This window comes from Marivirga harenae, assembly GCF_030534335.1.
Classification (GTDB): Bacteria; Bacteroidota; Bacteroidia; order Cytophagales; family Cyclobacteriaceae; genus Marivirga; species Marivirga harenae.
In genome coordinates this window covers 3654616-3679457 of record NZ_CP130565.1, presented here as the reverse complement: position 1 = coordinate 3679457, position 24842 = coordinate 3654616, and the positions used below count along the sequence as shown (strand labels likewise).

18 protein-coding genes are annotated in these 24842 nt (G+C 34.8%); 13 read left to right on the top strand and 5 right to left on the bottom strand.

What is annotated here, in order from left to right; all coding sequences use genetic code 11:
* The first annotated feature begins 119 nt into the window (after window positions 1-119).
* The 10 genes from Q3Y49_RS15615 (at window position 120) to Q3Y49_RS15570 (ending at window position 12839) form a co-directional block, all read left to right on the top strand.
* A complete protein-coding gene (locus Q3Y49_RS15615) occupies window positions 120-2981 on the top strand; it encodes a S8 family peptidase (RefSeq protein ID WP_303269435.1) in 2862 nt (953 codons plus the stop codon).
* A gap of 125 nt (window positions 2982-3106) precedes the next feature.
* Window positions 3107-3724, top strand: a complete 618-nt coding sequence (locus Q3Y49_RS15610) for a DUF4159 domain-containing protein (protein WP_303269434.1) — start codon at window positions 3107-3109, stop codon at window positions 3722-3724.
* A gap of 114 nt (window positions 3725-3838) precedes the next feature.
* Window positions 3839-4804: an AAA family ATPase gene (locus Q3Y49_RS15605; protein WP_303269432.1), complete on the top strand. Its 966-nt coding sequence runs from the start codon at window positions 3839-3841 to the stop codon at window positions 4802-4804.
* 32 nt (window positions 4805-4836) lie between these two features.
* On the top strand, window positions 4837-5673 hold the full coding sequence (locus Q3Y49_RS15600; protein WP_303269431.1) for a DUF58 domain-containing protein: 837 nt from the start codon (window positions 4837-4839) through the stop codon (window positions 5671-5673).
* Entirely contained in the window at window positions 5670-6689 is a 1020-nt protein-coding gene (locus Q3Y49_RS15595; protein ID WP_303269430.1) for a BatA domain-containing protein, read from the top strand. Before Q3Y49_RS15600 ends, Q3Y49_RS15595 begins: the two co-directional genes overlap by 4 nt.
* Window positions 6682-8859 carry a hypothetical protein gene (locus Q3Y49_RS15590; protein ID WP_303269429.1) on the top strand — a complete coding sequence of 726 codons (2178 nt, stop codon included), beginning with the start codon at window positions 6682-6684 and terminating at the stop codon, window positions 8857-8859. Before Q3Y49_RS15595 ends, Q3Y49_RS15590 begins: the two co-directional genes overlap by 8 nt.
* A 37-nt stretch (window positions 8860-8896) precedes the next feature.
* Entirely contained in the window at window positions 8897-10561 is a 1665-nt protein-coding gene (locus Q3Y49_RS15585; protein ID WP_303269428.1) for a hypothetical protein, read from the top strand.
* 4 nt (window positions 10562-10565) lie between these two features.
* Entirely contained in the window at window positions 10566-12026 is a 1461-nt protein-coding gene (locus Q3Y49_RS15580) for a M20/M25/M40 family metallo-hydrolase (protein WP_303269427.1), read from the top strand.
* 147 nt (window positions 12027-12173) lie between these two features.
* Window positions 12174-12362, top strand: a complete 189-nt coding sequence (locus Q3Y49_RS15575) for a hypothetical protein (RefSeq protein WP_303269426.1) — start codon at window positions 12174-12176, stop codon at window positions 12360-12362.
* Window positions 12363-12374: 12 nt separating this feature from the next.
* Window positions 12375-12839 (top strand): DUF2452 domain-containing protein, encoded by a 465-nt coding sequence (locus Q3Y49_RS15570; protein WP_303269425.1) that lies wholly within the window; start codon window positions 12375-12377, stop codon window positions 12837-12839.
* 35 nt (window positions 12840-12874) lie between these two features.
* Here the strand turns inward: Q3Y49_RS15570 and Q3Y49_RS15565 are convergent, their stop codons facing one another.
* From Q3Y49_RS15565 to Q3Y49_RS15555, 3 genes are all read right to left on the bottom strand, one after another.
* Window positions 12875-13492, bottom strand: a complete 618-nt coding sequence (locus Q3Y49_RS15565; RefSeq protein WP_303269424.1) for a response regulator transcription factor — start codon at window positions 13490-13492, stop codon at window positions 12875-12877.
* Window positions 13485-14285: a sensor histidine kinase gene (locus tag Q3Y49_RS15560; RefSeq protein ID WP_303269423.1), complete on the bottom strand. Its 801-nt coding sequence runs from the start codon at window positions 14283-14285 to the stop codon at window positions 13485-13487. The genes Q3Y49_RS15565 and Q3Y49_RS15560 overlap by 8 nt, the downstream gene beginning before the upstream one ends.
* A 607-nt stretch (window positions 14286-14892) precedes the next feature.
* Window positions 14893-15480, bottom strand: coding sequence for a hypothetical protein (locus Q3Y49_RS15555; protein WP_303269422.1), 588 nt, complete (start codon window positions 15478-15480; stop codon window positions 14893-14895).
* Window positions 15481-16041: 561 nt separating this feature from the next.
* Here Q3Y49_RS15555 and Q3Y49_RS15550 point away from each other — a divergent pair.
* Both Q3Y49_RS15550 and Q3Y49_RS15545 read left to right on the top strand, forming a co-directional pair.
* Window positions 16042-18027, top strand: a complete 1986-nt coding sequence (locus tag Q3Y49_RS15550; RefSeq protein ID WP_303269421.1) for an OmpA family protein — start codon at window positions 16042-16044, stop codon at window positions 18025-18027.
* A 446-nt stretch (window positions 18028-18473) separates the two neighbouring features.
* A complete protein-coding gene (locus Q3Y49_RS15545; RefSeq protein ID WP_303269420.1) occupies window positions 18474-20204 on the top strand; it encodes an SGBP N-terminal domain-containing protein in 1731 nt (576 codons plus the stop codon).
* Between the two features lie 160 nt (window positions 20205-20364).
* On the opposite strand, the gene trpF is transcribed toward Q3Y49_RS15545, so the two are convergent.
* Window positions 20365-20994, bottom strand: coding sequence for a phosphoribosylanthranilate isomerase (gene trpF / locus Q3Y49_RS15540; RefSeq protein ID WP_303269419.1), 630 nt, complete (start codon window positions 20992-20994; stop codon window positions 20365-20367).
* A 323-nt stretch (window positions 20995-21317) separates the two neighbouring features.
* On the opposite strand from trpF, the gene Q3Y49_RS15535 reads away from it, so the two are divergent.
* Window positions 21318-22025, top strand: a complete 708-nt coding sequence (locus Q3Y49_RS15535; protein WP_303269418.1) for a hypothetical protein — start codon at window positions 21318-21320, stop codon at window positions 22023-22025.
* A gap of 63 nt (window positions 22026-22088) precedes the next feature.
* Here Q3Y49_RS15535 and Q3Y49_RS15530 read toward each other — a convergent pair whose 3' ends face one another.
* Window positions 22089-24548, bottom strand: coding sequence for a zinc-dependent metalloprotease (locus tag Q3Y49_RS15530; protein WP_303269417.1), 2460 nt, complete (start codon window positions 24546-24548; stop codon window positions 22089-22091).
* Window positions 24549-24842 lie beyond the last annotated feature (294 nt).

Here is a 24842-nt window from a genome sequence, read left to right as displayed (position 1 = left end):
ATTAAAAATATTACATTGATAAATTTTGAAAATATTTGTAAAATAATATTTAAAATTAAAAAAAGACAATATAATACAGCTAAGACCCTATGAATTATTGCAATTTATTCTCCCATTTATTGAAATCTTGTATACGACCAAGATCAATAATATTATATTTTTGCCTTTTTGAAGGGGTCCAATCAATAGCTCAAGAAAATGAAAGTGTCTTATTTTATGAACCTGAGAGTTATGCGATAAAATCACCAAATAATATAATTGAAGGAAATTATTATTTGGTTAGCGATACTACATATTTGGCTTCTACTTTAGATTCATCGAGCAGTTTAGAAGTCATTAAGAGGTATTTAACTGGCTCATATATAGTGTATTTGGATCCTCATGCGAACTCAATACTGTTTAAATCAGAAGATATACAACCTTTTCACAATATAGATGATTTTTGGAAAACACCAAACAAAAATAAGATTAATACTAAATCAATTTTGAATGGGGATTATTTAGTTTCGGTAAGAGATGAGTCAAAGTACCTAGATTTTACTAGAATGCAATCTATGTTAAGTACTATTGAATTGCAAGATGGCCTCTTCAAGCTCTCTGTTGATAGCGTAGGTGCTGATAAAATTATAAATAATATAGCTATTACTTACATTGAGAAAGTGGCTGCTAAGGCTGAAAGTGAAGTAAATGTCTTAGATCTCAATTTGCACCCAAATAAGATTAATACAATTCATGCCTATTTTCCTAATCTTAATGGAGCAGAAGAGTTAGTCAGTTTAAAAGAGCCATTATATGAGGTTAATAATATTGATGTAAGGGGTCGATATATAAACACGGGTTTCGAAAGCACTGTTCTTGATAATCATGCTTTGGAAATGGCCACCATAATTTCTGGAAATGGGAATTCTTCTTTAAATGGTTTTGGTGTCGCACCCAAGTCTTTTCATACCTCGAGCTCAAATGAGTCTATTATTCCCGACCCGATTCAATATTTTGTAGATAATGATATCCAGACACAAAATCATTCTTATGGAACAGAGATAGAGTCTTTTTATGGCATAGGCGCTTCGCTTTACGACAAGCAAGTTTATGATGCTCCGCAAATCCTTCATATATTTTCAGCTGGAAATTCAGGTTTAGAAAGTGCCGATCATGGTAAGTATCAAAACCTTACAGGTTATGCGAATATTACTGGTAATTTTAAACTTGCTAAAAACGTTCTAACAATAGGTGCTGTAGATACAACAATGAACACGATTGTGCTCAATAGTAATGGCCCTGCATTTGATGGTAGAATAAAACCCGAATTGGTTGCATACAGTATGACTGGAACTTCAAATGCTGCCGCTTATGTAAGTGGAGTAAGCGTTTTGCTACAACAATCCTATCGCCAAAAATTTAATTCTGAAATGCCAGCAGCTTTAACAAAGGCTATTTTGATCAATGGAGCTGACGATATTGGTGTATTAGGACCAGATCATAAAACTGGATATGGCAGTTTAAATGCACACGAGGCACTCTTGCAACTAGAAAATGGCCATTTTCTTGAGGACGATCTTATAGCAAGTGAACAAAGCAAATACAAGATAGCCATTCCGGAAAATGCAATTAATTTTAGAGCCACATTAGTTTGGACAGATCCGCCAGCAAATCCAAATGACGAAATTGCCTTAGTGAATGATTTGAATTTGCACGTCAGAAACCAAAAGGATCAGAAGTTTTTACCTTGGGTGTTGTCTACTACTCCCAATATTGAATCTCTAAGTGCGGCTGCATCAAAAGGTGTGGATCATTTAAATAATGTAGAGCAGGTATATATAGAAAATGTTGAATCTGATACACTTGAAATTGTAATTAGCACTGAAATTCCATTGAATTCTCGTCAAAATTATTCAATCGTGTATGACTGGGAAATTGAAAATGAATTTAGCTGGACCAGCCCTACCTTTAAGGATAATATACCCTATAATGGAGAAACTGTTTCGCATTTAAGGTGGGAAAGTAGTTATTCTAAAGGGCAAAAAGGAGATTTGTATTTCAAATTAGTCTCTGAAGAGAGTTGGAGGGCAATTGCAGAAAACGTATCTCTTCAAACAGAGAATTTCAGATGGGATCCTGAAATGGTAAATGATTTTGCACAATTGAAAATGGAAGTTGAGGGTTCCCAGTACTTAAGCGACACTTTTTCTATCTCAGCACCACTAAGATTAAATGTGGGCTTTAATTGCACAGATTCTCTGTCTTTTTATTGGAAATCAATAGAGGGCGTAGATTATTATACGCTTTTCAACTTGCAAGAAAATGAAATGAGGTTACTTGTGAGCACTATGGACACTAGTATTACCGTTAGTAAATCAGATTTAAAGAGCTCATTTTTAAAGGTTCAAGCATTCAAGGATGATAAGCCCTTAATTCAAGGCGAAGCGATTGACTATAATCTGCAAGCTTCAAATTGCTTTTTACAATCCTATTTTGTTGAAGCTGTTCAGGGAGAAGGTATTTTCCACAACATCCAATTATCATCTTTGGTAGGAATTAAGGATATTCAAATTCAAAAGATGAACGCTCTGGAAAATAACTGGGACTTATTAATTGAACTTAATCCCAATTCCTTTAAGCTGGAATTTTTAGAAGAACAGCCGATCAATGGTTTTAATGAATCTAGAGTAATAGTAAATCTTGATAACGGAGAAAGTGTAGTAAGTGAAATACAATCTACTTATTTTGTTAAAGATGAAGAATTCATTCTATATCCCAATCCAATATGGACTGAAGATGATTTAAAAGTATTTGCTAAAGAACCCAAGACCGATGCAGTCATTACCTTTTATAATTTGCAGGGTTTAGAAATTATTTCTTTCCCTATTCCGAATGACCGTAATTTTCTTGATTTGAGTTCATTTGAAGAGGGGATGTATTTTTACAGAATTAGTGAAGAAGGAGAACAATATGCTCAAGGGAAAATATTAATTCAAAATTAAGTTTGAAGCTCCACTCCCGGTTTCTATTTTCATATTGTTCTTTCCAATAATTACGCTTTCTGACCATTTATATAAATACCAACAAATTCATTGTTCTCATTTGTTTTTTGCCGTAAACTCGTGAAATGAATAAATTTTTCTTCACACGCTTGCAATATGAATCGGGAGACTGGAACGTGGATCAAAGGATGCCAAGCAACCTATTAAATTCACTAATTGAATATACCAATATGCCAGTGGATACCACAGAAAGGGTGGTAGCCTTAAGCAGTGAGGAAATATTTGAATGCCCGTTTTGCTATTTAAGTGGCCATAAACTGGTGCAGTTTACACAAGCTGAAAAGGAAAATTTCACTAAATACATTGATAATGGAGGATTCATTTTTGTTGATGATTGCAATCACGACATAGATGGGCTTTTTGCTAAATCATTTGAAAGCCAAATGGATGAAATTTACGGGGAAGAAGTACTTGCGAAAATACCCGATAATCACCCCATTTATTTCAGTTTTTTTGAATTTGAAGATGGCCCACCTACCACTTCGCAAGAACTAAATGGCTGGGGTGATGACATTGTCCATGATTACTTAAAAGCGATTGAAATCGATGGTAAAATACGAGTGTTATATAGCAATAAAGATTATGGATGCGAATGGGACTATGATTTCAGAAACAAACGATGGTTGGCTGAAGATAATACCAAGTTTGGGGTGAATATTGTAATGTATGCGATTTTCAATTGAATTGAATAAGACCATAATCAAGTTTAAACGGATCATTGAATCCCAAGGGATGAAAGTTGGGATTGCAGCGGTAAAAGCTAGTCTCAGGCCCTATCAGAGTGACATTAAATAGCGATGGAAGATATACAAAATACAGTTACGAAGTTTAAGGAAGCACGCAAGGAGCTCTCTAAAGCCATCATTGGACAAGAAAATGTTGTCAGTGAGGTTTTTATGGCACTATTGGCAGATGGTCATATTTTGTTAGAAGGAGTTCCCGGATTGGGAAAAACCCTTCTGGTTCGTTCTTTAGCAAAGGTTTTGCAACTGGATTTTCATAGAGTGCAGTTCACACCGGATTTGATGCCCTCGGACATTATTGGAATGGAGGTTCTGGAGGAAGACCGTAGTACTGGAAAGCGCTTTTTTCAATTTAATAAAGGGCCAATTTTCACTAACATATTGCTGGCCGATGAAATCAATAGAACGCCACCAAAAACACAATCTGCACTGCTAGAAGCCATGCAGGAGCGCGAGGTGACCTATGCTGGTAAGACTTATGAGTTACCAAAACCATTCTTTCTTTTGGCTACCCAAAATCCCTTGGAGCAATCAGGGACTTATCCACTGCCTGAAGCACAGTTAGATCGGTTTCTGTTTTATACCGTAGTGAAATATCCTGCAGAGCAAGAAGAAGTTGATATTCTAGAACTCACCACTGGAAATAAGAAAAATGAACTTAACCCAAGCCTTACTGCTGAGGAAATTCTAAAAGCCAGAAGTTGGGTTAGGGATATTCATATTGATAAAGAATTATTAGTAAAAATTAGTCAATTAGTCCGTTCTACTCGGCCACAAAATTCGGGAAATCAATTAGTAAAACAGTATGTGGATTGGGGGGCAGGTCCGCGAGCAGGTCAGTCGATTGTCTTGGCTTCAAAGGCTCATGCATTCTTAGCTGGACGCTTATCGGTTGTGCCTGAGGATATCAAAGCTGTTTCCTTGGCTGTTTTACGCCATAGAGTCGTTTTAAACTTTGTAGCGAAAACCGAAAAATTCACAGTTGAAGACTTAATTCCTCACTTACTAAAGGAGATATAGAGTTGATGCGTTCCTTAAATGATATATTTCAAATGCCCGACTTTGAAGCACTCAAGGCTCTTCAATTGTATATTAAACATCATATTGAAGGGGTGATGATTGGAATGCATCAAAGTCCGAAGACCGGATTTGGAATCGAATTTAAGGAATATAGGAATTATGTCCCTGGTGATTCACTGAAGCAACTGGATTGGAAATATTATGCCCGCACCGACCACTATATGATAAAAGAGGCGGAAATGGAAAAGCAACATGATTTCATATTCGTTTTAGATAGAAGTTTATCTATGAACTTTGAAATGCAAAATACAAGTAAATTTAATTGGGCTCGAACTATAATAGCCGCTCTGGCTTTTTTAGCCGATAATCAACACGATAAATACTATATTTTCAATCAAGAAAATCCCCCAAAAGACTTTGACACTTTTCTTTATAGAATGATTCAAATTCAAACCCGTGAAGAAAGCAATATCCGAGATTTGAATCCCACCCGAGAAATTCGAAATAAAAGCACAGTATTTATCTTTACCGATGGGTATACGGACGCTGAAGAGTTACAAGATTTACTGAAAAATTGGGCTATTGCCTCAGATCAAGTGATGTTGATCCATCTACTATTCGAAAATGAAGAAAAGCTGGAATTCGAAGGGAAGTATTTCACATTTAAGGATTTGGAAGGGCAGGGTAGTGTTCAGGTTAATACGCAAGAGGGATTGCAGGACTATCAAAGAAAACTTTCTGCTTGGAAAAAAGGAATAAAAGACCTTTGCTCAAAAAATAGTATTACATATTGGCAAATAACTGGCAGCGATGATATTCAGAAAGCAACTTTTCGAATGCTAAATCAATTTAATCAATCTCGGGCGTGAATTGGCTTAATCCCATAGCGCTCTGGGGCTTAACTGCTTTGATAATTCCTATTATCATCCATTTATGGAGCAAGAATAAAACAAGGGAAATTGCTTTTGGAAGTATCCGCTTTTTAAAGGAAAGTAGCACCTTACAATCCAAAAGAATTCAATTCTCGGAACTTCCTTTGCTATTATTGCGACTTTTGATTTTGGTATTGCTTGTGATGCTTTTAGCAAGGTGGTTCACATTGGAAGAAGTGGAAAAACAAAAAGCTTTATTGCTGGGGGAAGGAATTGAAGTTCCTCAGGCCTTTGCAGATAATAAAGATCTTATGGTTTTAAACACCTCTCCAAATCATGACACTGGAAATCATTGGTATTTTCTGGAACGGATTGCACAAGAAAATCCAGAAATTGATTCGCTAGTGTATATTAATAATTTTAAGAATACTGATTTCACTGGAGCTATACCCAAATTAAATTTCAATGTAGAATTTATTTCAGCGGATAATCCTGTTACAACATTTGAAGGGTTTAAGAGCCAGGATACTTTACTTATCCATTTTGATAAGCTTCCGCTAGCTGCGGAAAAAAAGTTCGACAAAGTATTGAAAGCAAATACATTATATACAAGTGGGAAAGTTAATTTCAGGAAATCTGATAAGTCAAAAGCTCATTTGATTTTTGCTAATTCAAGGCAGAAGCTGGAAGCCAATCAAGTGATATTGAGTGACAGTATATCAGGTGATTATCACCTTCATAAGAAGCATAGTTATACTAATTTGTACCTAAGTAAAGAATGGGTTAATAATTCCCTTCAAGAGGATTTGTTTTTGTCCGTGGTTACAGAATTTATTGCTCAAATAGTCGAGCCAAATTATCAATATTCTTCATTTAAAGAAATCTATGAAAGATCTACTGCAAATGAAGAGTCGGTACAAGAAGCCAAAATATTTGACAATGAGCTGCTTATAATAATTGTTTTCTTAATCGCATTAGAAAGAGTTTTAAGCTTCAGGAAAAGAAATGCATAAGGGATTCTCAAAATATTGGAACCAGTATAAATGGCGATTTAATCTGAGACGCGCCTTAATAGTGGGACTTCCTTTAGCATCCTCAATTGTATTATTGTTGGCTTTAGGAAATATTTTCAATATCAAAATTCCTTTCGCTTTTTGGGTTGTTTATACAAGCTCGGTTTTAGCTTTATTGATTATTTGGAATCCAAAATTATTGTGGACCAGTGAAAAACTACTTGCATTCCTCCATCAAGAGTATGAGGAATTTGAATACAGTTTATCTCTTTTCTTTAAAAATGACTTAAATGCATTGGACAAGCTCCAACAAGAAAAAGTATTTAAGCAATTTCCGTCCAGTCAACATATTAAGTTTCCCTTGGCATTAAAGAATGTTTCTCTGTTATTAATATTTAGTATATTATTTTATCTCTTGTCATTTATCATTCAAATTGACCCACAGGTCAAAAATCGTAATGTATCGCATACAAAGGATGCAGTTTTAATTCAGGACAGTACAGCAGAAAAGACTAGATTGGAATTTGGGTTTAAAATTTTCGTTTATCCTCCAAAATATACTGGCTTAAAAGATTTTCAGTGGCAAAAGGATCAAAAAATACCGGAAGGTAGTCGTCTGGTTTTTAAAAATAACGGAAATATACATTTTGATTTGTTATGGCAAAATCAATACAACTTCAACCTGAAGTCTAAAGAATCGAAAACCTTTACTGTAATTCAACCATCTATTTTCCAAATTGAGTACGAGCAAAAAGACAGTATAATATCAATGCAGCCCGTGGTTTTGGAAATAATACGAGATAATCCACCTGTTTTGTCGACAAATCTGAAGGACAATAGACACGAAATTGGGTATAAAGATTTACAAAAGGGTTTTGAGCTTGATTTGAAACTTGAAGATGATTACGGGATCGTTTCTTCTGATATTATTATGACTTTAAGTAGAGGCGAAGGGGAGGCGGTAAGATTTACGGAGATGAAGCAATCGCTTAGTGGTATTTCAACAAAGGTCAGAGAACAACAAAAGAACATCAGCTTACCGTTGGATACATTTTCCCTGGAACCTGGTGACGAGCTCTATTTTTATTTTTCAGCGAAAGATAATAAAGAACCTAGAGCCAACACAGGCAGAACAGATGTTTATTTTTTATCTGTTGCCGATACGAGCGAACAGGAATTGGTAGAATATGAAGGTTTTGCCCTTACCAATGAGGCCGAGTATTTCAAAAGCCAGCGACAAATCATCATTGAAACCGAAGCACTTTTGGCAGATAAAAACCAAATCAGTCTTGAGGAATTTGAAAAAAGAAGTAATAATATCGGTGCAGACCAAAAGCTATTGCGATTGAGATATGGGGTGTTTTTAGGAGAAGAGTTTGAATCCACTGGTGGTTTGGGTGAAATCGACCATTCGGGTCACAATCATGGAGAATTAACTGATGAAGATGAGGAAAATCATAATGAAGATGTTCACGAGGGGCATGAGCACGAATCGGAAGGGAATTTTTCTAACCCAATATTCAATGAAACACCAGAATTAGAAGCCTACGTGCATGCACATGATGATTCGGAATTATCAACCTTCCTTGATGCTAATGTAAAAGTAAAACTAAAAGAGGCATTGGCCAATATGTGGGAAGCTGAATTGTTTTTAAGAACCTATAAACCAAGTGAAGCACTGCCGTTTGAATACAACGCTTTAAAGTTGATCAAGGAAGTGAAGCGAGCTTCAAGAATTTATGTGGAAAGAATGGGTTTTGAACCACCTCCAATTGATGAAGAGAAAAAGCGATTGACTGGTGAACTAGACAAAATAAATGCGGAAACCACTCAGAGGGAAAGAGGAGAAAAGCTTTTTGACAAATATCTATTTGAGACCTACAGTCTAATGAATAAAGCATATCAACAAGAAGATTTATCAGGGGCTAGAGATGTTGCCAGTGTTTTCACAGATAAATTAGTAATAAAAATAACTTCTGAACCTGTTCGCTACGGAAGTCTTTTGGCTGCCGTCAAAAAGTTTCAGTACAGTGAATCAAAGGCGGCTTTGCGTGCTGTACTAAACTTGATGGAAGATGTCTTGAACTTAAAAGAGCTGGAAGCAGGAAGACAGTCTAGCAGTATAGAAAGTTCATTGCACAGCACATATTATGAATTAGAGAATGAATGATGTTTTGAAAAATATAGATTTTGAAAATTCGTTCGCGATGTGGCATCTAGCTGTGCTTATTGGTCTGTGGGTTATAGGTGTTTACGGGGAGTTTCGCAAACAGAAACCTAGAACTGTATTAAGGGCAATAGCTGTATTGCTTACGCTTATTTCCTTATATGTCATCTATTTATCACCTTTTGTATTAACTGAAAAGAGCCTAAGGTCAACTCTAATTGTAAGTCAGGAAATTCCTACGGAAACTATTGATTCTTTAAGACAGAGTTTTGAATTAACTACTCTAAAGCAGCAAGGAAATTCACATTTCAGAAAGGTCGAAAATGATAGATTAGTATCCATTGAGGACTTAGAATTCCAAGTGGACACCGCTTATATTTATGGATATATTCCACATCTAAATCCTGACTATTATCGAGTTCGTCAAGATATTAACGTGCAAAAGGGGATTCAACTTAATTACCCTAAAGCCATAGCACTGGGTGATAGTCTACAGATTAAAATTGAGAATCTTGAAAATAGGGAAATTACGATCTCTGCGTTTATTGATCTTGATTCGATTTCAAAACCTATTGGAAATAAATCAAGCATTATTTTATCCCATCTTCCTAAGGCAGCAGGCTTTGTTTTAGTCAAGATCTCAACTGATGATTCTGATTATCATTTTGCTGTAAAAGTAAAGAAGCGTGAAAACTACGTAATACAAATACTTTCAGCAGTTCCTGATTTTGAGTGGAAATTCTTTGCAGAATATTTAAAATCAAAAGAACATTCTGTTTATCAGAAGTCGCAAATTTCAAGGGGGAAATTTAAATCTACCTTTTTAAACTGGCATGATTCTCTGAAAATAGATAGAGGTGTTGCTAATGATTTGAAAGTTTTATTTGCGGATGCAAAAGCGTGGGAAAAATTAAATCCGAGTAATCAACAACTGTTTTTAGGCAAGTTAGCCGATAATAGAGGAAGTTTAATTTTTAGAACCAACCCAAATAGCAAAATTGAACTTGGATTAGGCCGATCTATACCTACTAAAATCTTTAGTACCAGTGATAATTTTCTAGAATCAAATAATTATAAATATTTGCAATTCAATAATTTGAGAGCTTTAAATGAAGTGGCTGAAAATGCTATTTTTAGAAAAGTTGATCATAAAATGATATTTGGTGTGATTAATTTTCAAAATAGTTTTCAAATGAAATTATCAGGTAAAGATGAAGAGTATGAGCAACTATGGTTACCTGTCTTCGATGAATTAATCAGAGAATCTAATGAGGTCTTTTATGATAAAACCAAATGGCCTGTTCAGTATCAGCCCTTCTTTTTAAGACTTTGGAACACAATGAATGTAGATGAAATACAGATCATTACTGCAAAAGCAGATACAATTTCACTATCCTCAAAAAATGATTATTTTTTTCCCGAAAGACAACATTTTATGTTCTATCCCAAAGAGGTAGGATGGCATTTTGTTCAATTAAATAATTATCAAGAATCTATTCCTTTTTATGTCCATTCCGAGACGCTGACAAGTCATTCAGAATTCTTGTACAATTACAATTATGATTACTTAAAATATCTTAATTTTGACAATTCACTTACTCAGAAGAAAACCTTAACTTATAATCGGAAATCCGTAACAATATGGTTTTTCGTAATGTTTCTAATGAGTGTATCTTACTTATGGATTGAAGATAAAATTACTTAAAAATATGATAAGATTTTTTGCGCTATTTGTTGTTCTTTTTTCTACTTCAGCTTTAGCTCAAAATCCAGGTGATTCCGTTGAACCGCCCGAATCGATTTCTTTGAATCAGTCTATTGATTTGCTATCAGCATATATTCAAAGAGAAAGTGTTTCAGGTAATGAAAAGGAAGCGGCTATCTTTATTGAAGATTATATTTTAACAACCGATCTAAATCTTCGGGTGTTTTCAAGTTCTTCAGATAATTATAATTTAGCTGCATCGCTTTATCCTTTAGGCAGTGGTAAACCCAATGTTATTTTGCAAAGTCATATTGATGTCGTTCCTGCAGAGGATTTAGATATTTGGGAACATGATCCTTATAGTGGCTATTTTGATGGAGAATATATTCATGGTAGGGGAGCTTTAGATGCTAAAGGTTTAGGTGTCATGCAATTAAAAGCCTTGCAAGCATTTCAACAAGATTACGATACAGCTGATTTACCTTTCAATATTACGGTTTTATTTGTGTCAGCTGAAGAAACAGGCGGAGATAAGGGCGCTCGATATCTTATGGAGAATTTTGAAGATGAGCTCAATGCAGTTGCAGTTCTTGGAGAAGGTGGTGCAGGATATCAAAATGTTTTGCAGAATAAACCCGAGAAAGTGGTTTTTGGAGTTTCAATAGCCGAAAAACAAAGTCTATGGCTCCAGCTTAAAATTATCAGCAATTCTGCTGGACATGGAGCGGCACCTACAACAGATTATGCTAATATTCAGTTGATCAACAGTTTAAATAATATCACCAACCGTAAAGCTTTATTGCTTTTCAATGCTAGCACTAGAAGAATGTTCAGAAGATTAGGAAGAGCGGAAGGTGGTATTAGAGGATTTTTTATTCGGAATATTAATTGGTCGATTCTTGCGCCATTTGTGAGAAAGCAAATTGAACGCGAACCTTTTCTTTCTTCATTATTGACTAATACAGTGACCGTTACTAATATCTATAATCCGCCTGGCCCTCCCAACCAGATCAGTACTTCAGCTACTGCCGTTTTAGATTGTAGATTAGTTCCTGGAACATCTAGCAAGAGTTTTATTCGATATATTGAGAGAAAATTAGACAATGATAATATTACCGTATCGGTTATATCTGAAAGTCCCGAGGCTCAGCCTTCAAGATTGAATAGGTATTACAAGGCCTTGGAAGATGCGGTAGCCATAAGCTATCCTGAAGCGGAAACAATTCCATTTTTATTTCCTGCGACCAGTGACAATAGCTTATTTCGATCCTACGGTATTCCCTCTTATGGGCTAATTCCAGCAGTGGTAACGGAGGAGGATATCAATAGTATCCATAGCGTAAATGAACGAATTAGTCTAGATGTTTTACAATCTGGAATTACCGTTTATTATAACTTTATGAAAGAATTACAGTTGAAGGAACGGTTTTCTCTTTTTGGATTTATGGAAGATGAGGAGGAGTGATGTGCAGCAGTCTCGAAATCAGTTAGCTTTTGAAAAGATTGAATTCGTTGATTCCGAAATTTAGTAAATAAATCAAGGAAACCTAACTGGTCTGGTGCTAACTTGATTTCTTTTAATTTGATATAGTAAAAATGAATTGTATGCAAAATGAAAAAGTCTAGAGTATTTCTTTTAGTTGCCGTTATCTTTATGTTGATTGTCTTTTATGTGGTCTATGACATGTCTACAAAGACTAAATTTCCTAAAGGAAGACCTGGTGCTGAAACTGAAAAAAACAAATCCGTTAAAGATAGTGTTGAGCAACAAAATCCAATGGAAATTGAAATCAGAAGATAATAGGATAGTGAAATGAGCGAGTCAGGGAAAAAAATAGATGTAGATAAAATTGATTTAGAGAAGATGAAGGAAGGTACCACCGATAAACCGGGTACATTAGACTTCCCTCATCATTCAGGTAGTGCGATCATTAAACCCACTGACAGAGGGAAAATAAAAGGACGTGCCGTTTCAGCTATGCATGAACAGACTGACAGACAAATGAGTCAACTGTACGAACAGATGCAATTATTGGCCAAACAAGCTAATGATCTACAAAGTCGAGTGGAAATATCAGAAAGGATTTATCTAGCCAAAATTAATTTTGAGCCACTGATCAATCATGTTTACTATATGTATGAAGGTCCAGACAAAAAGGATATCTTGTCTTTAGTTGCGCCTAACGAGTGGGGAAGGAGCAATACTCAAATGAGTTACTTGGCCACAGTTAAATTATTAGCTGATCACACTTGGGAAATATTAGATAAGGCCCCTTAAGCTGTGGATTTATTCGAATGCATGCTAGTTAAAGCTTAAATTAGATGGTTTTCGTATGCAAATTGAACCAATTGAGTGGTATTGTTAACTCCTGTTTTATGTAAAATATTCTTTCTATGGGTACTAACCGTGTGTGTAGAAATATACAGTTTTGTGGCAATTTCATTTGTTCCCAAACCCTCTGCCAATAATTTAATAATTTCTATTTCTCTTTCTCCCAATTTATAGGATGCGATTTCTTCGGTAGGATCAGTGAAATCTTTAATTTTATCATAATAGTATTTGCCACTCTGGACTCTCAATATGGCGTCATGTAATTCCTTTCCCGAATTATTTTTCAGTAAACAACCTTCAATTCCTAATTTAATGATTTCATCTATAAAAGATTTTTGAGCATACATCGTCAACATAATGATCTTGATTTCAGGAAAGTCTTGCTTTAGTAGTTTTGCACAACTGATTCCATCCAATTCAGGCATATTAATATCCATTATGGCCACATCCACTTTGTTTGATTTAACAAATTCAATCACTTCCTTACCATTTGGGAACTGACCAATTAATTCTAAATCTTGATGCTTTCTTAAAACTTCAGACAAACCATCAAGGATCATTTGATGGTCATCCGCCAATATGATTTTAATTTTATTCATTGACCGGTATTTCTATAATTACAGTAATTCCTTTTTCTCGAGCTGAATCGAGGGTTATTTTACCATATAATTTGCTAACTCTGTTGTCAATATTTTGTAGACCAATGCCCTTTACTTTTCCACTTTCATTTAAGTCAAAACCAAGGCCATCGTCTTCATATATGATATTAATATATTTGTCCTTCAACTCTAACACTTCTAAGCGAATATTCTTGGCCTGGGCATGTTTCAAGGTGTTGTTAATTAATTCTTGAATTATTCTATAAAGTTCTGTATTGATTTCATTTGAAAATGTGCCTTTTAATTGGATGTCAAAATGTGTTTTTAAATGCGTTAGCTCATCAAGAGTTGCAGCCAAATCGATTAGTGAGGCTTTCAATCCGAAATGTTTAAGAAGTCCGGAATCTAAGCTATGTGAAATCTTTCGGGTTTCATTTGCAGCTTTTTGAATCAAAGAATCAATTTTACCAATTTTTTCGCGAGTATTAGTATCCAGCTGTTCCTTTGGCAAAGCATCAATTGATAAATTAGCCGTTACCAGCAAGCTTCCTAAATTATCATGCAGCTCCTTAGAAATTCTTTGACGTTCTTTTTCCTGTCCCTCCAAAAGTGAATATGCATTTTTCAACTCCTGCTCATTTAGTAAATCTTCTACTTTTTGATAGGCTATTTTACGCTTTAATAACTTCCTTTGATAGAAGAATACAAAGAGAATGATTCCTACTGCCAAGGTAAGCATGCCGGAGGCTCCAATTGCCAATGTCAAGAAAATTATCTCTTTTGAACCATCCATAGTCCAAGCGCAAAAATTATATTCTTTGAAACATTACCTATGTTATGCACAAACCATAAAGAATAGTCAAATAGACCAGACATTATCTCTGTTGATAGAAAGAACGGGAAAAAAGCTAATGAAAAATAAATCAGAATCCCTACATTATACCAAAACTCAGGTGCTTTACTTCTAAAGATATCTTCTTCCTTCGTATAGATTTGGTAAAAATACAGAAGAGATAAAATAATGAAAATCAAGCACTTTACAGTAAGTGTGAAACTAAAGAATTCATAAATAGGATCTTTGTATAAGAATTCAATAGCTAGTGTTGAAAAGAAAACAGTGAGTAAAAGGATAATGAGTTTATTGCTCTTACTTAAAAGACTATTAAATAGTAAAAGCAAAAGCACAGTATCTAATATTGAATAGATAAATAAATAGACATAATTCCGGTCAACAAAATACGTAGAGAATAGGTCAGTTAAGAAGGAAGAAAAAACTATAAGTATTAAAATTTTATCTGTTCTTAAAAAGTGGTCTTTACGCCTAAAAAATAGAAATACTATAAAAAGTATAGGTGAATAGATAGAAAGATTAGATTGAATTTTGTAAAATATTTCCATATTTAATTACACTCTGTTGGGCAGGGGTTTGAATAATTTAAAATTGGATCTCTATCCTCAGATATTCTTAATTTTGGCAAATCCGGATTATTTAGGTTGGGGTAGTCTTTATTATCTTTAGTAACAGCAATCATGAATACATCAAAGTACTTTTGTTCTTTCACTTCTGAGATGGTTCTGTAAACTCTGATACCAGTTAATTGCACTGAATCTTGTTCCTTGTTGATGTCATCAATTCTTTGGATTAATCCTCTCATTTTCTCAAGTCCGAATATGTAGCCGTAAGCGTTTTGAATACCTGGTTTTCCTGGATTATTTCTCCTGTAAGCTAGCATAGTATCCAATTTGGCTTTCGCTTTTGATTGTGAAATAAATTTTCCTGTAGTCGAATCAACTCCATTGGCGAGCATTTTAGAGAAATACTCCTTAATTTCTTTGTTATTAGCAGAAGTTGCTTTCTCTTCCATTAGTTTTGGTGCTTTCTCCATACTTTCCGTTTGCTTAATTTCATTATCTTCAAAATAGAAATGAAAAATGACCATAGCTACTAAAGCTAAAAATAATACGATTGTAGTGCTTTTGTAATTCATGTCAATTTGTTTTTTTTGGAATATAACTAATAATCGCAAATTATCTGCTTTTGTATCAGTTAACAATACCTAACTTTGGGTATTCTGTTCATTGGAGCTTTCCGATTTAATTATCTTAGCAGCTTAAATTGCTCCCTCAAAGTAATTATGCTATGACACAGTTTTTACTGAGCATTGGTTTGTAAGGCCAGCTCGTTCTCGTTTGTAACGAGGATGCCCAATCCAAGCTGTCTCGTCCTGAAATTACTTTACAGTTTTACATTATTTAGACTACGAGTACGAAATGAATTCTCCACAAGGGCGTCTGTAAACCATGTAATTAGCGTAGCTTTTGATACTGAATTTCTGTGTTTTATATATTTCTCTTAGGTATATTTTTTCAAGTTAGATTTGTATTAATTAGTCTTTAAATAGAGGTATTTTTATGTGATTTATCTCGATTTTATATCAAAAATAGATAATTTGTTATCATTATTACCTGTTTATCAATAATTTATATATATTTGCTTAATGTTATGGTTTAATGACATGCTTTATTTTTATCAACTTTAATATCAAGAGATGAAAAGCTTAATATTATGGACCGTTTCAACCACTCTGATATTCCTTTTTTATTTCCCCTCTGCTGGACAGGAGATTATCAAAAATAATCTTTCTGATTCAATTAACAGTAAGTATACAGAAACGAAACCAATGATTTCTGTTGATGGAAAGACCCTGTATTTTGCTCGACAAAATGCACCAGATAATGTAAATGGGATCCTTGATGATCAGGATATTTATGTTAGTATATATGGCGATAGGGGTTGGGAAAAAGCATTTAATGCTGGTTTTCCTTTAAACAACGAGGGTTCTAATGGAGTAGTTTCTATTTCTCCGACAGGGGAAAGTCTATTTTTGTTGAACGCTTATAATAGTGAGAATTCAAAAGAGGGTGTATCTATTAGTCATTCTGTAAATGGGGAATGGAGTTCCCCAGAAGTAGTCCCGATCGATGATTTTCACAATCACAGTGAATACATTGATTATTTCTTTAGCAGTAATGGACAAGAATTGTTAATTGCTGTAGAACGTGACGATTGCTTTGGTGATCAGGATCTATATGTAAGCAAAAAGGGTGCAGATGGTATCTGGAAAACTCCTATTAATTTAGGTGATCAAATCAATACTAAGTATCCAGAGTTCTCTCCTTTTCTTGCTGTGGATAACAAGACTTTGTTTTTTGCCTCCATGGGTCATGAAAATTATGGTAGTGCAGACATATTTTACACTAGACGTCTTGATTCTACTTGGACCAATTGGTCTAAACCTCAGAATTTAGGTCCTGACGTTAATACAAAAGAATTTGAGGCCTATTATACAATTCCTGCTAATGGTTCAATTGGTTACTATGTAAGTTCCAATGGTGGCAGGGATGGAAGTCGTGATATTTTTTCAATTACAATTCCTTATCAATTTAGACCTGATCCTGTTGTTTTATTAAAGGGTGAGTTCTTAGCTGATCAGGAAGATGATGACAGTTTAGACTATCATGTTAATTTCTTAACTACTAATGCTAGTGAATCAGAAGTTAATATCGAATATGAAGCGACTCATTTTAATGCCATTTTACCTTCTGGCGGATCTTATTTCTTTTATGTAAATAAGAGTGGACACATTAGTGAAAGTCATTATATTGATTTAACGGATCAAAAAGAGTATTTGGAAGAAACTGCTGACATTCATACCACTCCCATAAGGGAAGGAGCTAGAACGACAAGTCATAACATTCAATTCTTAAAAAATACTGCTGAGTTCTTTCCTGCTAGTTATTTTGAATTGGTCAGATTGTTGGAAGTATTTAAGCGTTATGATAGTCTTCAACTAGAATTAGTAGGTCATGCACACGATTTTGACGACAGTCTAAAAAACTTTACCCTGTCAAAGGAAAGATTGGCTAAAATTAAGGAATTTTATGTTGACGAAGGATTTCATCCAGATCAATTTGTTTTGACCCCTAAAGGGAGCTCTGAACTTAGTAATGATGATTATAAAAAACATGTCAATGCTCAATTTGATATCAATAGTCGAATCGAATTTAAGATAAATAATTTGAAATGGGTCTCTGAAAGCTCGTCTCCTATGTTAAGCAATTCTGGTTTGAATAATACGAAAAATATACTAGAGGTAAGGGTCAGAAAAGCGCAGCAAGATCAATATAAAATAGTTTTTGGTTTTGATGAGGATCAGGTTTCAGCTAATCAAGAAGTACTAACAAAGCTTAGAGATAGACTTAGTGGACGAAACATCGGCACCATTGAATTAATTGGCTATACCTGTAACATTGGTGATTCGGCTTATAACCAGTATTTGGCTAAAAAAAGGGCTATAAATGTTAAAAAATGGTTGCTGAAAGAGGGATGTAATGACCGTGATATCAAAATTATAGCTAAAGGAGAATCGAACCCTATTGCAGATAACGGTGATCCTGAGCAAAGAAAATTAAATAGGAGAGTTGAAGTAATTTTTAATCAATATTCATCAACTCAAAGCGTCACTGAGTACTAATTAGTAATAAAGAAGTACTATTTTTTAAGTAAATTGTTAATTCAACTATAAATTCAAGACCAATATTTTCAAATCTTTTAGTTTATCCTGATTCGATTATTGCAATTTGCATATGTTGAAATCGGGGACTTGTAATTGACTTTATCTTGGTATTTTCTTTTAGTTCACATTATGTTATGGATTGTACATTATGGGTATATGAATTCAATTACTGGTTTTTATGCAAAGTTAGTTCATGACAAAACAGTTTCAAACCTATAAAGCTGACAATCAATTCATTTAATTGGAGATATGCTGCTTTCAAGCTATTTTGATCTGTTTTTAACTTTTCTCAGTTTAATATAAACATTTCGGTTTAGGTGGTATAATTATGAGATATCTTCTTAGAATTTTAAATGCTGTATTACATTTGCGCATTATTTATTAAACTATAAGATTATATAATTATGACAAAATCCCTATTAAGGAGAATTTGGTTATTCTCTGCCATTGCTTTTTTATTTATCCAATGTACAGAAGATGAAGAAGCCAAAAGTCCATTAAACAAAATTACAGAATTTAGTATTTCATCAATTAGTCCGGAAGTGACTGGAAGTATTGATGTAGAAAACCTTACTATCGAAATAGATGTGCCGAGTGGTGCTGATCTTACTACATTAAGTCCAAGTATTTCTGTTTCAGAGAATGCAACTGTATCACCTGCATCAGGGACATCACAAGATTTTACTAATCCTGTTATTTATACTGTAACAGCTGAGAATGGCACATCAGTTGAATACACTGTTACAGTAAATGTACTAAAGAACACCAATGCAAAAATAGAAACTTTTGGGTTCAAAGGATTTGAAACTGAATTAGCAGCTAGTATCGATGAAGAAAACAAGATGATCACGGCTGTTATTTCAAGAGATTATGATATCACTAAATTAAAGCCTACTATCATTATTTCAGATTTAGCAAGCGTAACTCCAGCTTCTGAAACGGAAGTGGACTTTTCAGAAGATGTAATTTACACTGTAGTGGCTGAAGATAGCACTGAAGTGAATTATACGGTTTCAATCAGATACGAACTACGCACTGGAAATGCAATGGTAAGTTTTGACTTAGAGGAATTTACACCTGTAGTAAATGGAACTATCGATGAAGATTCGAAAACTGTTTCGCTTACGCTTCCCTGGAATACCAGCGATTTAACGGCTTTAGTACCGACTATAGAAATTTCAGAAGGAGCAACAGTTTCGCCTGAGAATAATTCTGCACAAGATTTCTCTTTCGGTTCGGTGGATTATACAGTTACAGCCGAAGATGGAAGTACTCAAGTTTACGAAGTTACGGTTGAATTAGAAGAAGCACCGGATCCGGTCTTCGATGATTTAAGCTCTTCAACTTTTCGTAAAGGAGAACTAATTACCATTTCGGGGCAGAATTTTAGCGACATTAGTGTAACATTTGTACGTGAAGGCTTCAGTTCAAGCCCATCCCTAGAGACAGAGAGTGAGACAAGCTTCTCATTTACTGTACCGAATAATGTCAGTTTTGAGGTAGGTACTTATTCTTTGGAAGTCTATATTAGAAACGAGGAATTCGTTTTGGGTGAAGTAGATATTTTGCCACCGCCACCTTCTATTTCTGATTTTACTACTTCTAATTCCGATGATAATATAATAGTTAGAATCAATGGCATAAACTTCATCGATGGAGAAAACAAAGTCTCTTTTATCAAAGACAATGTGAAAAATGAGGCCTATATCAAAGAAGAGAACAGTAGTAGGATATATGCAGTACTTCCTCCATTACTTGAAACTGGTGATTACACTATTGCTGTAGAAACTAATGGGGCAGAAGTATCAGCCACTAATACCATTAATGTAGAGGCAAATACTACTACTGATCCAATAATTGCCGGAGTGGAAAGCCTAATTGTGAAGAAAGGACAAAAATTAGTTATTAATGGTAAGAACTTTGGAGCAGGATCTGGTTCAGTAATAATTGGTTTTATGGACGGCTGGACTTCCACAAAAACGAAAACAGCAGATCGAATCTCAGATTCTTTGGTTGAGTTAGTAATACCTAATGATCTTCCTGTTGAAACTTATACAATCTATGTACAGAGATATAATGATGATTTCAGTACATCTTTTAGCAATCATTTTTACAATATTGTAATCGAGGATTAAAATCTCAAATGTTTTTAAGAGAGCCCCGAAAGGGCTCTTTTTTTTGACTATAATTTCAGGCCCTTCCGTTGATCACGAGAGATATAAGCATCAAGATGCGTTCCTCTGCTCCCTTGCATTTGGCGCAGGCATTAGATCTTTTTTTTGCTCAATAAGGAGGCTATTCTAATGTATCATCTATCTCTAGTGTTTCTAAGATATCAGCTAATTCATCAAAATCTTTGTATCCAGGTCGGATTTCATCACCACCTTTCAAAGATATTCCAGTGATTGAAGTATTATTGACATAATTCATGACATTAGCGTCAGTGATATTAAAGCCAAGAACAACTCTGAAACTTTTTGCTAAATCTAATACTTGATCCAATACATTGTCTTTATAAACAATACCGTTATCAGATTCGAAAAGGAAAAATTCAACCTGATTGGCGGTTTGTTCCATTGTTTGCTTTACTTCTGCTGCATCCGAAATTTTGTCCATATCGAATCTCAATATTTTCTTTCGGTCTGGGAATAGGGGGAGAATGGCTGGATTATCTGTTTGCAAATAATGAATTTCATATTCATCAATAATAGACTTGATGGCTTCTTCCGTAGAATGCCCGAATTCACCTACAAATTCAAGTCCCGATACCCAGCCTGTAAGCTCCATAAAATTCTCAGGAGAGACAAAGTAATCACTGTCCTTGTTGAGGTTGAACCCCATCAGATTAACAGTCATTCCTGCACAGTAACGCGCGTCACTCAAATTATTGACTTCAGATATTTTAACGAATGTTTTTAATGCCATCTTTAAAACTTTGATGCAAATTAAAGTAAAATTAAGCTTGTTTGAAAGGCGAAAGCTAAGTTTAGAGCGGTAAAAAGAATTGTGTTTAGCATGAGGCTTTATTTAATATTGCTTTCTTCAACATGAAATCGGAAGTTGAAATCATTTTATTTTAATGCTGCTAAGGGCATTAGTAATAAAGTCATCTGACCGTAGTTTAGAGTGCCATTTTTATACATTTTCCGGATATATTTGTAGATTTTAAAATTAAAAAAAGTAAATATAATATTGGTAAAAGCATATTAATTATATAACTTTCAATATGTTTAACAAAATCTAAAACTATGAAAACCAGAGGACTAAAACTTTTAATTTGTGCAATGGTCTTAAGCTTTGCTATTAGTACGACACAAGCTCAACAGTTTCTAACTCCTGTCAGTACTTTAACTGGGGATGCTATGGTAGAAACCACAGATGGGAAGATGATAGAGGGGGATATTCGTACGGCATTTTTTAGCGGTAAAGGTCTTAAAAGCTTCAGAATAAAAGATGCAGAAACAGGTGATGTAACTAGGTTTAAAGCGGAAGAAGTTAAGTCTTTAAGAATCAAAATGGACGGATGGGGTAAATTAGCTACCTATGCTGAGCAAACTTCCAGTTTACAAAAAATGGCAACAGCTGATTTTGATGAAGCTGTAGATCGTGAATATATTTACTATCATACAGTAAAATGGCCAGGGAAGAAGGATAAATTTATGCTATCTCAATTGTTGAATCCCGGTTTTGATAACAAAATTAAGGTGTACGATTATCCGGGAAAAAAAACTGCTTCAGCTGGGATAGGGGGCATGACTGTAGTAGGAGGAAATGCCAAAAAATATGTTGTTGCAATAGATGGAAAGACATACATGGTAGAAAAAGGAAAATATAAAAAAGAAGATTTTGATATGTTGTTTTCTGATTGTGAAAAACTGAATAGTTTAGAGAAATCAGATAAAGAGTGGGACGAAATGGCACTGCATGTTTTCGTGAATGACACAGAATGTGACTAGTCTGGTCTTATTTAAACAAAAAGCCCGTTGAAATAATTTTCAGCGGGCTTTTTAATTTATTTTTTATTGGTTTTCCAGTGATTTATTAATTCTAGCTAATAAGTCATTCCAATGAATTCTGCTCATTTTATCTGAAGTCCTATATCTTCTGCTACTGATATCTGCTTGCAACTGCTCCAGTTCAGCTCTCATTACTGGTATTATATCCGAAATAATCACATCATCGTTTCTCTTTTCCTCAGCTTCCAATTCTGCAATTTTTGAAGAAGCTAACTCCACGTAGGCTCGTTGCAAGTTTCTCCTGTATGCATCTACTGCCTGACTTTTATAAAGTTCTGAGAAAATTCCAGTTCTTAGGTCGTCTAACATGTTCAGGATGCTATAGGCCTCCGAACCATTAAAACTTTCATTTTCTACCATTCTGATCAATCGGTCTTCGTCCAACAAACTCGCTAAACTTCTACTTTGTAAAGATTTTACTCTTTCAATTGCGCCATCGTCCTCGATTCTATTTAATACTTCGCGATTCAACAGCCAATCGTGATTGGTAAAGGCGTGGTCATTTAAGAATTGTACTGCTTGTTTTTGAATGCTTTTAGGAACATGCTGATATACTACGCCTTCTTGATTAGAAGTTTTTCGAGTTTCGTATACACCCCCTACGTTGGCAGTGACATGTCGAATATATCCGCTCCACATATAACCTAATTCTCTATATACTTCTGCTAATTCACTGTAATCTTTACCATCTTCAGAGGTCCAAGCCACCAAATTAGGTACCACTTTTTTCAAATTAGCCAGGCCGTATTCACTTGCTTTTACATGGTCGGCTCCTAAGCTTTCCCTGTTTGCTCTTGGGTCGGCAACTCCGTAACCACTTCCGAATTCATACCAAGGGTTACCAGCCTTATCTAGGATCCATTCATCTAGAATAGGTTTTTCATCTTCTTTGCTATTGGCTGCAGGAATATATCTATATCCCCAGTTTACAGAATACTTATCATATGGTCCCATCATTCTGATATAGCGCACACCTTGATCTTCCGGCTGTGCTACGTAATTCACTCTAGCATAGTCCATGATAGAAGGAGTAAGGCCATATTCCTGAGTAAAGGTGGCAGATCTCAATGAGTCGGTAGGGTAGGCTGAACTTGCTTTCATATTATGAGGTAATCCCAAAGCATGTCCCACCTCGTGAGCAATCACCATTCGCATCATCTCGCCAATTTCGGATTCTGGAGTTTCCAAGGTTCTTGCAGATTCCTTTTGAGCACCGGCTTCAATCATGTATCGATTTCTGTATGACCGTAAATGATTATGATACCAAATGATATCACTTTCAATGATTTCACCTGTCCGTGGATCTGATACAGAAGGTCCGACCGCGTTTCTAGTAGTGGTTGCAACATATCTCACTACAGAATAGCGTATATCTTCCGGACTGAATTCTGGATCTTCTTCTTTCGAGGGAGCCTCTTTTGCTATAATCGCATTTTTAAATCCAGCTGCTTCAAAGGCAACGTTCCAATCTTCAATACCCTGAATGAAATAAGGTCTCCATTTTTCAGGAGTGGCAGGATCCAAATAATACACAATTGGTTTTACAGGCTCTACTAATTCTCCTCTTTTATAGGCCTCAATGTCTTTTGGTACCAATCTCCATCTTCTGATCAATTCGTAGTCATCAGATTTCAGCTTATCGGAATTATAGTCATATTTTTGGATAGTAAACCAGCCTACCCGATCATCTGCTAGTCTTGGTTGCATTTTATCTTCAGGCAGCAATATCATAGATTGATTCAATAGCATGCTTATCGTACCGGCTTGATCCCTACCTGGAGGATCGCCTGCGTCATACGTCATTAAATGCTGTACTTCAATATTTTCTGGAAATGATTTTGCTGAGGCAATATATGAACGACTTTTATCCAGTCTTTTTACTTGATAAGATTTTCTAAGTCTATCCGGCATGGCATTAATTGCGCTAACCTCATCAGTGAAAAGGCTAGTGACATCTACCAAATAAGCGGTTGAATCAGGATTTAAGGCTTCTATTTTACTGCTGTACAAAATCGGAAAGAAATTATTGGCTTCAACTGATTTGTAAATAGGAGATTCTTCATCGCTTTCATTTTGAAAACTTATAACTTTCAAGTCAATGCTTTTATCTCTTTTATACCAGCGGACAACCTGCTCATTTACTTTAGATCCTGCATTGATATATCCACCACCAAAATTATCGGGCAGTTTTACTATTCGACTGACTAAAAGTAAATCCTTTTCCAGTTTATCAAAAGGGATTTCATAGTAAAGCTTTCCATCAATTTCATGCGTCATAAATAAGCCATCATCTGACTTGACATCACCTTTAATGATGTCTGTGTAATTCTTGAAATCGCCTTTTGGCTTTTCTGTTTTACTTTTTTCTTCTTGCTTTTTCTTTTTACCAAATAGCTGGGCTTCTACATCAGCATGAAAAAGGAAAATACTTAGTGTAATAGTGATTATTGCTTTTTTCATCATAAGTTTTAGATATTTAGGTTACTAAGGTGATAAATTATAAGTTTGGATTAAAATCATTTTATTTAATTGGTTAGTAGCATTTGATAGCTTCTTACTTTTAATTGTAAATAGATCAATAAAATGCTGCAATTCTATGGGATAGAAACAATAAATCGAAAATCTTGTTTCGGCCCGTTGTCAGAATATCAAATGAACAAGTTCAATCTTAAGAAGTTATTTAGCTTATGCTTTGAAGCGCCAAAATCAAATATTCTAATTGCGGTTTGTATTTTATCCACTTTTTAAGTTCAATTT

Bases quoted from the DNA above. Each gene is read 5' to 3' on its own strand.
- Q3Y49_RS15550 (WP_303269421.1), top strand. From the start codon at position 16,042: ATGAAAAGCTTAATATTATGGACCGTTTCAACCACTCTGATATTCCTT.
- Q3Y49_RS15570 (WP_303269425.1), top strand. From the start codon at position 12,375: ATGAGCGAGTCAGGGAAAAAAATAGATGTAGATAAAATTGATTTAGAG.
- Q3Y49_RS15555 (WP_303269422.1), bottom strand. From the start codon at position 15,480: ATGAATTACAAAAGCACTACAATCGTATTATTTTTAGCTTTAGTAGCT.
- Q3Y49_RS15610 (WP_303269434.1), top strand. From the start codon at position 3,107: ATGAATAAATTTTTCTTCACACGCTTGCAATATGAATCGGGAGACTGG.
- Q3Y49_RS15580 (WP_303269427.1), top strand. From the start codon at position 10,566: ATGATAAGATTTTTTGCGCTATTTGTTGTTCTTTTTTCTACTTCAGCT.
- Q3Y49_RS15535 (WP_303269418.1), top strand. From the start codon at position 21,318: ATGAAAACCAGAGGACTAAAACTTTTAATTTGTGCAATGGTCTTAAGC.
- Q3Y49_RS15585 (WP_303269428.1), top strand. From the start codon at position 8,897: ATGTGGCATCTAGCTGTGCTTATTGGTCTGTGGGTTATAGGTGTTTAC.
- trpF (WP_303269419.1), bottom strand. From the start codon at position 20,994: ATGGCATTAAAAACATTCGTTAAAATATCTGAAGTCAATAATTTGAGT.
- Q3Y49_RS15605 (WP_303269432.1), top strand. From the start codon at position 3,839: ATGGAAGATATACAAAATACAGTTACGAAGTTTAAGGAAGCACGCAAG.
- Q3Y49_RS15565 (WP_303269424.1), bottom strand. From the start codon at position 13,492: ATGAATAAAATTAAAATCATATTGGCGGATGACCATCAAATGATCCTT.
- Q3Y49_RS15560 (WP_303269423.1), bottom strand. From the start codon at position 14,285: ATGGATGGTTCAAAAGAGATAATTTTCTTGACATTGGCAATTGGAGCC.
- Q3Y49_RS15575 (WP_303269426.1), top strand. From the start codon at position 12,174: ATGAAAAAGTCTAGAGTATTTCTTTTAGTTGCCGTTATCTTTATGTTG.
- Q3Y49_RS15545 (WP_303269420.1), top strand. From the start codon at position 18,474: ATGACAAAATCCCTATTAAGGAGAATTTGGTTATTCTCTGCCATTGCT.
- Q3Y49_RS15600 (WP_303269431.1), top strand. From the start codon at position 4,837: ATGCCCGACTTTGAAGCACTCAAGGCTCTTCAATTGTATATTAAACAT.
- Q3Y49_RS15590 (WP_303269429.1), top strand. From the start codon at position 6,682: ATGCATAAGGGATTCTCAAAATATTGGAACCAGTATAAATGGCGATTT.
- Q3Y49_RS15530 (WP_303269417.1), bottom strand. From the start codon at position 24,548: ATGATGAAAAAAGCAATAATCACTATTACACTAAGTATTTTCCTTTTT.